The 10,547-nt window shown below is 69.8% G+C and carries 11 protein-coding genes; 7 read left to right on the forward strand and 4 right to left on the reverse strand.

Translation table 11 applies throughout. The features are described from left to right. Window positions 1-156 precede the first annotated feature (156 nt). From OG965_RS27225 to OG965_RS27240, 4 genes are all read left to right on the forward strand, one after another. Window positions 157-1,644, forward strand: coding sequence for an FAD-dependent monooxygenase (locus tag OG965_RS27225; RefSeq protein WP_371654679.1), 1,488 nt, complete (start codon window positions 157-159; stop codon window positions 1,642-1,644). 114 nt (window positions 1,645-1,758) lie between these two features. Next, on the forward strand, window positions 1,759-2,595 hold the full coding sequence (locus OG965_RS27230) for an NAD(P)H-binding protein (protein ID WP_371654680.1): 837 nt from the start codon (window positions 1,759-1,761) through the stop codon (window positions 2,593-2,595). A gap of 81 nt (window positions 2,596-2,676) precedes the next feature. Further along, entirely contained in the window at window positions 2,677-3,663 is a 987-nt protein-coding gene (locus OG965_RS27235) for an alpha/beta fold hydrolase (RefSeq protein WP_371654681.1), read from the forward strand. 75 nt (window positions 3,664-3,738) lie between these two features. Next, complete coding sequence (locus tag OG965_RS27240) at window positions 3,739-5,205, forward strand: FAD-dependent monooxygenase (protein ID WP_371654682.1); 1,467 nt, start codon at window positions 3,739-3,741, stop codon at window positions 5,203-5,205. A 72-nt stretch (window positions 5,206-5,277) separates the two neighbouring features. Here OG965_RS27240 and OG965_RS27245 read toward each other — a convergent pair whose 3' ends face one another. The 3 genes from OG965_RS27245 to OG965_RS27255 all read right to left on the reverse strand — a co-directional run bounded on the left by OG965_RS27245 (window position 5,278) and on the right by OG965_RS27255 (window position 7,269). Next, window positions 5,278-5,412, reverse strand: a complete 135-nt coding sequence (locus OG965_RS27245) for a hypothetical protein (protein WP_371654683.1) — start codon at window positions 5,410-5,412, stop codon at window positions 5,278-5,280. A 93-nt stretch (window positions 5,413-5,505) separates the two neighbouring features. Then, window positions 5,506-6,327 carry a BTAD domain-containing putative transcriptional regulator gene (locus OG965_RS27250; protein ID WP_371654684.1) on the reverse strand — a complete coding sequence of 274 codons (822 nt, stop codon included), beginning with the start codon at window positions 6,325-6,327 and terminating at the stop codon, window positions 5,506-5,508. 93 nt (window positions 6,328-6,420) lie between these two features. After that, window positions 6,421-7,269 carry a BTAD domain-containing putative transcriptional regulator gene (locus tag OG965_RS27255; RefSeq protein WP_371654685.1) on the reverse strand — a complete coding sequence of 283 codons (849 nt, stop codon included), beginning with the start codon at window positions 7,267-7,269 and terminating at the stop codon, window positions 6,421-6,423. Window positions 7,270-7,897: 628 nt separating this feature from the next. Here OG965_RS27255 and OG965_RS27260 point away from each other — a divergent pair. Next, a complete protein-coding gene (locus tag OG965_RS27260) occupies window positions 7,898-8,302 on the forward strand; it encodes a carboxymuconolactone decarboxylase family protein (RefSeq protein WP_329401702.1) in 405 nt (134 codons plus the stop codon). Window positions 8,303-8,514: 212 nt separating this feature from the next. On the opposite strand, the gene OG965_RS27265 is transcribed toward OG965_RS27260, so the two are convergent. Continuing rightward, window positions 8,515-9,222, reverse strand: a complete 708-nt coding sequence (locus tag OG965_RS27265; protein ID WP_371654686.1) for a gamma-glutamyl-gamma-aminobutyrate hydrolase family protein — start codon at window positions 9,220-9,222, stop codon at window positions 8,515-8,517. Between the two features lie 324 nt (window positions 9,223-9,546). Here OG965_RS27265 and OG965_RS27270 point away from each other — a divergent pair, with 324 nt between their 5' ends. After that, window positions 9,547-10,242, forward strand: a complete 696-nt coding sequence (locus tag OG965_RS27270; RefSeq protein WP_371654687.1) for a hemerythrin domain-containing protein — start codon at window positions 9,547-9,549, stop codon at window positions 10,240-10,242. Window positions 10,243-10,324: 82 nt separating this feature from the next. After that, window positions 10,325-10,519, forward strand: a complete 195-nt coding sequence (locus OG965_RS27275; RefSeq protein ID WP_371654688.1) for a DUF6191 domain-containing protein — start codon at window positions 10,325-10,327, stop codon at window positions 10,517-10,519. The last annotated feature ends 28 nt before the right edge of the window (window positions 10,520-10,547 follow it).

Below are 10,547 nucleotides of genomic sequence, written 5' to 3' on the forward strand. Positions count from 1 at the left end.
CCGGATGCATGGACATTCGGCGGTGCCGCGCCTTTTTGTATTCCATACACACAACTTCCGTACACGATCGATGACTTGAGTCGTACTCAGGCGCCCGCTGCAACGATCGGCCATATCGGCTGATCCATGTCATCCATCTGCACGAGGAGTGCGAATATGACCCAGGGCGCAATTGTTGTCGGGGCGGGTCCGGTCGGACTCATGCTCGCCGGTGAACTCCGCCTTGCCGGTGTGGAGGTCGCCCTCTACGACAAGCTTCCGGCTCCCAGCGGAGAATCGCGCGGTCTCGGATTCACCGGCCGTACGGCCGAAGTCCTCGACCAGCGTGGCCTGTTGTCGAAGCTCGGTGAGTTCCGCTGGGGCAAGCAGGGCCACTTCGGCGGCGTCCGCATCAATTTCGACGAGCTCGACGAGAGCCACTACGGCATCATGGGCCTGGCCCAGTCCCGCACCGAGGAGACCCTCGGCAAGTGGGTCGAGGAGCTCGGCGTCACCGTGCGCCGCGGATACGAGGTCACCGGCTACCGCGAGACCGAGAGCGGCGTCGTCGTCGAGTACGAGGGCCCCGACGGCCGCGGCGAGGAGGAGGCCCAGTACCTCGTCGGCACCGACGGCGGCCGCTCCACCATCCGCCGCCTCGCCGGCATCGACTTCCCGGGCGAGCCCGCCACCCGCGGCATGTACCTGGCCGACGTGGTCGGCGCCGGACTGCGGATGCGCCCCATCGGCGAGCGCATCGAGGGCGGCGGCATGGTCCTCTCCGTCACCCTGGAGCCGGGCATCGACCGCATCGTCATCCACGAGCCGGGTGTGCGCCCGCACCACGGCGAGGGCGAGCTGAAGTTCTCCGAGCTCGCGGACGCCTGGGAGCGCATGACCGGCGAGGACATCCACGGCGCGAGCGCCCGCTGGATGTGCGCGCTGACCAACTACACCGGCCAGGCCACCGACTACCGCAAGGGCCGGGTCTTCCTCGCCGGCGACTCCGCCCACGACCACGCCCCGCTCGGCGCGCAGGGCGTCAGCGTCGGCCTCCAGGACGCCGTCAACCTCGGCTGGAAGCTGGCCGCCGCCATCAAGGGGCAGGCCCCCGACGGGCTGCTCGACACCTACCACTCCGAACGGCACCCGATCGGCGAGCAGTTGCTGCGCAACACGCTCGCCCAGTCGCTGATCTACCTCAGCGGCGAGGAGATGGAGCCGCTGCGCGCCGTGCTGCGCGAGCTCGTGCAGATCCCGGACGCCGCCCGCCACCTCGCGGGCCTGGTCAGCGGTCTCGACGTACGGTACGACGTCGACACCGACGAGAGCGGCCACCCGCTGCTCGGACTGCGCCTGGCCCCGGGCCGCGAGGTCGCGCTCACCGACGGCGGGCAGAAGCGCGTCGCCGAGCTGCTGCACTCCGCGCGCGGCGTGCTGATCACCACCGGCGACTCGCACGAGGCCGCCGAGCTCGCCGAGGGCTGGGCGGACCGCGTCGACGTGGTCGCCGGCAGCTGGGTCCCCTCGGACACCGCCGCCGGCGAGGACCCGGAGGCCGTGCTCGTACGCCCCGACGGACACGTCGTGTGGGTCTCGCCCGACGGCGGCAAGCTCCGTGACGCGCTTGAGCGGTGGTTCGGCGCGGCTCAAGTGGCCGGTTAGAAGCTGAATCCGCAGTACCAGCCGCCACCCTGCCCAGGGGCCTGTCCGGCGCCTACCCGCCGGACAGGCCCCGGCCGTACCCCCCACACAGCCACATCCGAAAGGGAATCCACCATGACCGTCCTCGTCACCGGCAGCAGCGGCAAAGTCGGCTCGCACCTCGTGCGTCTCCTGCACGCGAGGGGCGTCACCTTACGCGCCGGCTCGCGCAGCCCCGAGAAGCTGACGCTGCCCGAGGGCGTCGAGTCCGTGAAGCTGGCGCTCGACGAGCCCGCCGACTTCCCGGCCGCGCTCGCCGGGGTGACCTCGGTCTTCCTGTACTGCGAGGCCGCAGCCGTAGGCGAGTTCGTCGAGCGGGCCGAGGAGGCCGGTGTCGAGCACGTCGTCGTCATGTCGGCCGACGCGGTGCTGCGCCCCGACGCCGCCGTCAACCCGATCGCCGCGCCCCACCTCGCGGTGGAGCAGGCGCTCGCCGCCTCCTCGATCACCTCGACCGCGCTGAACTGCGGCGCCCTCGCCAGCAACGCCATGCCGTGGGCCTGGCAGCTCAAGGCGCGCGGCACGGTCGGCCTGCCGTACCCGAACAGCTACGCCGACCCGGTCAACGAGCGGGACGTCGCCGAGGCCGCGCTCGCGGTGCTCACCGACCCGTCCCTGCGCGGCCGTTCGTACCACCTCACCGGCCCCGAGGCGCTCACCTTCACCCAGCACATCGCGGCCATCGAGGCCGCCGCGGGCCGGTCCATCCCGGTCATCGAGGTCCCCCCGGCCGTGTGGCGGGCGAACAAGCCCGACTTCATGCCGGGCGACATCGCGGACGCGCTGCTCGACCTCTGGGCGGCCAGCTCCTCCCCGGTCCCGCTCACCGGCGACGTCGAGCAGCTGACCGGCCACCCCGCCCGGCCCTTCTCCGAGTGGGCCCAGGAGTACGCGGGCCCGTTCCGCGGCTGACGCCCGCCCCGATACCGCCACCCCCCACAGGCATTGGTAAGTCCCCCCATGTAGGCACACGTATGACAGGTAGGACTGAGCATGTTGCTGGACCGCAGAAAGATGATCAGCCTGGGCGCTGGATCGACCGCCCTGGCGATGGCCGGCGGTGTCGCCTTGGCCGAGCCCGCCTCGGCAACCCCGCGGCGCCGCGTCCCGAGCGACGCCGCGCTGGCCAGGTCCCTCTCCGGCGGTTTCCGCAGCCGCTACGCGCACGCCAACGGCGTACGGCTGCACTACGTCACCGGTGGCTCCGGTGAACCGGTGGTCCTGCTCGCGGGCTGGCCGCAGACCTGGTGGGCCTGGCGCCACGTCATGCCGGAGCTGGCCCGGCGCCATCACGTCATCGCGGTCGACATCCGGGGCATGGGCGGCTCGGACAAGCCGCAGGGCGGCTACGACAAGAAGAACATGGCCCGCGACGTGCACGAGCTGGTGCGCTCGCTCGGCTACAGCCGGGTCAACATCGTCGGCCACGACATGGGCGCGATGGTGGCGTTCAGCTTCGCCGCCAACCACCCGGCGGCCACCCGCAGGCTCAGCGTCGTCGACACCCTGCACGTCGACGAGACCCAGTACGACCTTCCGCTGCTGCCCCGGCCCGGCAAGGGCTTCAACCTCTGGTGGTGGGCGTTCAACCAGGTGCAGGGCCTGCCCGCGGAGCTGGCGGCCGGCCGGATGCGGCACATCGTCGACTGGCTCTTCGCCAACTCCCTGCCCGACCAGAGCCTCGTCCCCGACTTCGACCGCGAGGTGTACGCGCACGCGTACGACTCGCCCGACGCCGTCCGGGCGGGCACCGCCTGGTACCAGGCCGCCCACCAGGACATCGCGGACCTGAAGACCTACGGCAAGGTGACCGCGCCCGTGCTCGGCGTCGGCTCCCAGCTCACGTACGACCAGTTCCGGCAGGTGCTGCCGACGCTGGCGACGGACGTCCGCGTGGTGCACGCGGACCGGTCGATCCACTACATCCCCGAGGAGCAGCCCGAGCTGCTCAGCCGCGAACTGCTGAAGTTCCTCGCCTGACCGGCCCGACCCGGGGCGGGCCCGTCAACGGCACTTATCCCATGGCCTGTTCAACATCTGCACGAGGAGAGTGACATGACCCAGGGCGCAATCATCGTCGGGGCCGGTCCGGTTGGGTTGATGCTCGCCGGTGAGCTGAAGCTGGGTGGTGTGGAGGTGGCGGTCTATGACCGGTTGCCCGCGCCGAGTGGTGAGTCGCGTGGTGTGGGTTTCACCCGGCGTGCCGCGGAGGTTTTCGATCAGCGGGGGCTGCTGGCCCGGTTCGGTGACGTCGAGTGGGCGCAGGGCCACTTCGGCGGGGTGCGGATCGACTTCTCCAAGCTGGAGGACAACCACTTCAGTGTGCGGGGTGTGCCCCAGTTCCGTACCGAGGAGATCCTGGAGGCCTGGCTGGGCGAGCTCGGTGTGCGGGTCCACCGCAACCACGAGGTGACCGGCTTTACGGAGAGCGAGGACGGTGTCGTCGTCTCCTTTACGGGCCCCGACGGGCCGGGCGAGGCCGAGGCCCGCTACGTGGTGGGCTGTGACGGTGCCCGCTCCATCGTCCGCAAGAGTGCGGGGATCGACTTCCCGGGCTGGGATGCCACCCGGGGTATGTACATGGCCGACCTGGTCGGTGCCGGGGTGCGTCAGCGGCCGATCGGGGAGCAGGTGCCCGGGGGCATGGTGATGGCGTTCAATCTGGAGAACGGTGTCGACCGGATCGTCATCCACGACGAGAAGCTGCGCCCGCATGAGGACAAGAGCCAGCTGACCTTCGAGGTCGTCGCGGATGCCTGGCAGCGGATGACGGGGGAGTCGCTGCATCATGCGGAGGTGCGGTGGATCAGTGCGTTCACCGACACCACCCGCCAGGCCTCCGAGTACCGCAAGGGCCGCGTCTTCCTGGTCGGGGACGCCACGCACATTCATATGCCGGCCGGTGCGCAGGGTATGAGTGTGGGGGTGCAGGACGCGGTGAACCTGGGCTGGAAGCTGGCCGCGGCCATCAACGGCTGGGCGCCCGAGGGCCTGCTGGACACCTTCCAGTCCGAGCGGCACCCGGTCGGCGAGAAGCTGATGCGCAACACCCGCGCCCAGACCCGCCTCTACCTCACCGGTGACGAGATGGAGCCGCTGCGCGCGGTGATGCGCGAGCTCGTCGAGTCCCCCGACGTCGCCCGCCACCTGGCCGGGCAGGTCAGCGGTCTGGATGTGCAGTACGACATGGGCGCCACCGGCCACCCCCTGCTGGGCTTCCGCCTCTCGCCGGACCGCGAGCTGACGCTCGCCGACGGCACCCGCACCCGCATCGCCGAACTCCTCCACACCGCCCGCGGCGTGCTGATCACCACCGGCGACTCACGCGAAGCGGCCGAACTCGCCGAAGGCTGGGCCGACCGCGTCGACGTCGTCAGCGGCAGCTGGGTCCCCGCGGACAACGCGGCGGGCGACGACCCCGAGGCCGTACTGCTGCGCCCCGACGGACACGTCGCCTGGGCCGCACCCGACGGCGGCAAACTCCGCGACGCCCTGGAGCGCTGGTTCGGCACGGAGGGCTAGCCGGGCGCCTGGACAGACGAAGGCGCCCCCTGTCGGCGGGGGGCGTCTTCCGTCCAGTGCGATCAGGTGCGATCAGTCGATCCCCCGGATGATGTTCAGCTCGACGTCGTCCTCCTCCGCCCCGGCGAGCCGGAGCGGAGGAGCGGCGGCGACGAGGTCACCCGGCCGAAGCTCGTGATCTTCCCGGTCTTCCCTCTTCTCGTACATCTGCTCCCCCTTCGCATGGATACGAGCACGGGCTTTTCGAGCATGGCCGTGCGGTGGCGGCACGGCGAGCCGCCGGGTTGCACACGGCTCGGATCAGGCCGCGTACAGATCGAAGGTGGAGGTGCGGCGGGGGCCCGCGACGACGTCGAGCTGGGGGTCGACGGCGAGGATCGCCTGGTGCAGCCGCTGGAGCTGCGGCGAGGGCTCCACACCGAGGTCCTCGATGAGCCGGCCGCGCAGCCTGCGGTACACATCGAGCGCGGTGGCCTGCCGTCCGGAGCGGTAGAGAGCCACCATGGCCTGCGAGTGCAGCCCCTCGTGCTGCGGGTTGCGGGCGATCAGATCGGTGAGCTCGGCGGTGAGTTCGGCGTGCCGGCCCAGGCGTAGGTCGGCGTCGATCCGGCGCTCCTTGACCACCAGCCGGCTCTCCTCCAGGCGCATCACCTCGATGTCGAGGATCGGCCCGACCCGCACGTCCACCAGCGCGGGCCCGTCCCACAGGTCGAGCGCACGCCGGAAGCAGTCCGCCGCCCGCTCGTTGTGGCCCTCGTCGAACGCCAACTGGCCCTCCGCCGCCAGCTGTTCGTACGTGTGGACGTCGACCGCCTCGGACGGGATCTGGAGCAGATAGCCGCCGTAGCGGGTGGCCAGAACATCCTTGGCCGAAACTTGCGCATCGGGACCCATCGCACCGGCGAGCCGGCGCCGCAGCTGAAGGATGTACGTCTGCAGGGTGGTCAGCGCGCTCTGCGGCAGATCGGTGCCCCAGATCTCCTCCATCAGCGTCGGTACGGGGATGACGCGCCCCGGGTACAGGGCGAGCAGCGCGAGGATCTGACGGGGCTTGCCCGCCGTGGGGACGACGGAGACTCTGTTCACTTCGGCACTCAAAGGGCCCAGGACCTGAATTTTCACGGCTTCCTCTCGGATAAAAGGCGGGGGTGCGCCGGGACATCGTTGTCTCCCCCCGGGGCCGAGCCGCCGGGGGATCGTGCGTACGCGTACGGGTCAGCTCGCGCGGGCGACGAACTGCTCGGTGGCGGGAGCGCCGTCGGACACCGGCGAGCCGGGCCGGGCCGCGAGGATGGCCATCTGGAGTCGGCCGAGCGCGGCCGAGGGCTCCAGACCTGCCTGTGCGACGAGGGTCGCGCGCAGCCGCTGGTAGGCGCCGAGCGCCTCGCTGCGCCGCCCGGAGCGGTGCAGCGCCAGCATGAACTGGCCGTGCAGCGCCTCGTGCATGGGGTACCGGCTGACCAGGACGGTCAGCTCGGAGAGCAGTTCGCGGTGGCGGCCGAGGTGCAGATCGGCCTCGATGCGCCGGTCGAGCGCGGCGAGCCGGGCCTCTTCCAGCCGCTCGGCCTCGGGGCGCAGCCGGCTGCCCTGGTGGACGCCGGTGAGCGCGGGCCCGGTCCACAGGGCGAGCGCCTCGCGGAGCAGCCGGGCGGCACCGGTGTGGTCGCCGGCGTCCATGGCCCGGTGGCCGACCGTGGCGCGCCGCTCGAACTCGCGGAAGTCCACGGTCCCTTCGGCGTCCTCGGCGTCGCCGCCCTCGGTCTCCAGGCGGTAGCCGCCGGGCAGGGTGACGAGGACGTCCTTGGCGGTGCGCCGCTCGCCGTCCCGGCGGGCCAGCGCCTCGCCGATGAGCTCGCGGAGCTGCATCACATACGTCTGCACGGTGGTGCGGGCACTGCGCGGCGGGGTGTCGTCCCAGAGTTCTTCTGCCAGCGTCGCCAGCGGCACCACCTGATCGGAGTGGAGCGCGAGGAGTGCCAGCACCTGCCGCGGCTTCGGGGCAGTGGGCGCGATCGATAACCCGTTCTTCCGCACCGACAGTGCACCCAGCACTTCGATGTCCATGTTTCTCCCCAGAGTCGGGAAATACGGGGGGTAAGGGTATTCGGGTCGGAAGTGTCCGCTCGGCTGGCAGGCCCTCGGCGGCAACCCGCTTTGATCATGCGCTCGAACCCACCCGCCGCGGCAACCCCGTCTGTGGCTGATTTGACGTACCTGTCAAAGTCCTGACCGCGTTGTCAAAATCCTGTAGCAGTCGCGAATTCTGCTCGGATTGAAGCCGCTCGACTCTGGGTAAAGAACGGCCGGATGTGGCGGATTTCTCGGGCCGTGCGCCCTGCCCCCGTCCGGATCCCGCTCCCCCTTCGGCCCCGCTCCCGTGGTGCTCGGGGATCCCGATCTTACGCCGTCTTTAGGTAAGCGCCCAGCATACGGACACCCCTCGCGTCCTGATGTGGCGTGGGTCACACCTGACTCCCGTCACATTCACGAGCCACGTTTCGTCATAGGTGTGACGGAGGAAGCCGACCGGTGTGGATGTTCTGGCAGGGCCGGTCGGCATCCGGCGTCGCAGTTCCCGCGTTTTTCTGTGTGAAGTGTTCGGCGTTTACGTGAGATCTTTTGAGGAGAGCAAATCATGACTGCTCGGGCGAAGCACCCTGCTTTTGTCGTTCCCGGTGCCATTGACGCTTTGGTGGCCCTCGGAAAGGCCAGCAAGGAAGTTCCCGGCGTCGATGTGAAGCTGCTTGAGCTGCTGCATCTGCGCGCGAGCCAGATCAACGGCGACGGCGCCAACGCGGACCGTCACCCGCGTCTGGCGAAGGCCGCGGGCGAGACCTCGGACGAGCGCCTGTTCGCCGTGGCCGCCTGGCGCAACACCCCGTACTTCACGGACGCCGAGCGTGCCGCCCTGGCGCTCGCCGAGGCCGTGACCCGCCTCTCGGACCGTGAGGACGCGGTCTCGGACGAGGTGTGGAACGACGCGGCCAAGCACTTCAACGAGCAGCAGCTCGCGGCGATCGTCCTCTCGGTCGCCACCGCGAACCTGTGGAACCGTCTGCACGTGGCCATCGGCCAGGTTGCCGACCCCAACAGCTGATCACCCCCGTACAGCTGCTGGTGCCGGCCGACACCCCCGACGGCCGGCAGGTCGGGCGGACGGCTCGACGGCGGGCGGCCCGGTCATCGCAAGGACGTTGCGGTGACCGGGCCGCTTTTGTACGTGACCTTTTGGACGCGACCTACGTGACCTTTTGTGCGTGACGGGGCGCGGGGGGTGCGGTTCCCCGGGGAACCGCACCCCCCGCACTGTCACCCCTCCCGCTGCTGCTTCCGCGCGGCCTCGATGAACGCCTCGAAGAGGGGGAGCGTGTCGCTGCCCAGTTCGGCGTGCGCCTGGAGGCCGGCGAGGAACGGGGCCGACGGGTCCTCGACCTCGGCGCCCTCGATGACCCCGTCGTCCGACCAGGCGGTGGCCACCAGACCGGCGCCGAGCTTGTCGATGCCCTGGTGGTGGTGGCAGTAGACGGTGGCGGTCGGCCCGAGGGCGCTGCCGAGCAGCGAATCCGGCTTCACCTGGATCTCGCGCGGCTCGTACTTCCCGGGGACGGCGGGGGAGTGCTCGGGAAGGTGCTGGTTGAGGGTGCCACCGCGAATGATGGATATCAGCTGGAGGCCGCGGCAGATGCCGAGCACCGGAATCCGGCGCCGCTCGGCGATCGCGAGGGCGGCGAGCTCGGCGGTGTCCCGGGCCTTGTGCGGGGGAAACGTGAACTTCTCCCGTTCGGCGCCGTAAAGAGCGGGCTCGATATCGGCGCCGCCGCTCATCATCAGCGCGTCGGCCTTCTCCATCACGGCGTCCACCGTCTCGGGAATCGGCGGCACCAGAATCGGCGCTCCACCCGCCTGGTGCACCTTCTCCATGTACTCCCAGGGGAGCATGGCGACCGAAAGGTCTCCCCAAATGTTCCAGTTCACCGTAGTCAGATCGGCGGTCACCGCCACGACGGGGCGAGTCATAGAATGTCGTCCTTCCCAATTCCAGCGAAATCGAGTTTCACTAGAGCGTCACTAGTGCGCTTCTCGGGTGCGCTCCACTTGTCCGCAGCGGGTACGGATGCTTGGATCAAGAATTACATAGAGCACGCCTCTTTGGAAGAAATCCCAATATAGGTATCGTGGAAACATCGCCGCCTTTCAGAAGAAAGCGGCCCGCTACTGCGCGCGTTCAACTGCGAGGCGATCGCAGTCGAACACCTCTATGGGGCGTGCGGAGGCTCTGCGTACCCTCACGACAGTGATCGTTCCATCGATCCATCGGTCCAATAAAAGGGGGAGACAAGCATGACGGCCGCGACAGAGAACCCCGGCGCCCGTATGTACCAGGAGTTTCTCGGCGTCCACGCGATCCTTCGCCGGGGCACGGAACTGGTGGTGAAAGCATTCGAGCGACTCGGCGAGGGCGACGAGGTCAGCGTCAAGGAACTCATCGACACCACGCAGTGGCTCATCGACTTCACGCACCACCACCACGAGTCGGAGGACGAGCTCTTCTGGCCCGTACTGCACGGGCTCTTCCCCGAGTCGGTGGCGTCCTTCGACACCCTCAACGAGGAGCACGCGGAGCTGGACCGGGAACTGGGCGGTCTGAGCCGGGCGGTGGAGCTCCTGACGGCGGCCAACGAGGCCGGCGAGCAGATCGGCGACGCCGCGGTGACCGAGGCGGCCCAGGTCGGCACGGCGGCGGCCCGCAAGGTCCGCGACATCCTGGCGAGCCACCTCGACACGGAGGAGCCGGTCGTACGCGACCTCTTCCCCGGCGTCCCCGGCGCGGAGATCGACCGCCTCCGCACCGCGATCACCGCGGGCAACCCCAAGTCCGGCGGCCACCTGGTCTACGGCCTCCTGGAGGACCCGGACCTGGCCGAGGGCTACGACGAACTCACCGCCAGCTTCCCCCCGCCCTTCCGCGCCCACCGCCTCCAGCTGCTCCAGATGTACGTGGACAGCAAGAAGGCCCTGGGCCTGGCCGCGCGCTGACACCCCAATCCCCATGATCGGGATCGCACAGCGCCCCCTCAGCGTTGTACGGGCAGGAGACCCCACGCGGAGGTGACCGCTCGTGTTCGGTAGTGCGCTCAATGAGCTGTTCGCGCCTGGAAGGCGGCATGCCGAGGAGGAGAAGCGGCGGCTGGAGATCACCCTGGACGAGGTGGGCGACGCCGATCCCGGGCGGGGGCCGATAGACCTGGGGAGCGGGACCGTCGTCATACGGGTTCCGCCGCCCGCGGGGGACGACGACAACGACGACCAGTAGCGCTTACGCCCAAGGGCCCGGCACCCCG

The sequence above is a fragment of the Streptomyces sp. NBC_00224 genome (assembly GCF_041435195.1).
GTDB lineage: Bacteria > Actinomycetota > Actinomycetes > Streptomycetales > Streptomycetaceae > Streptomyces.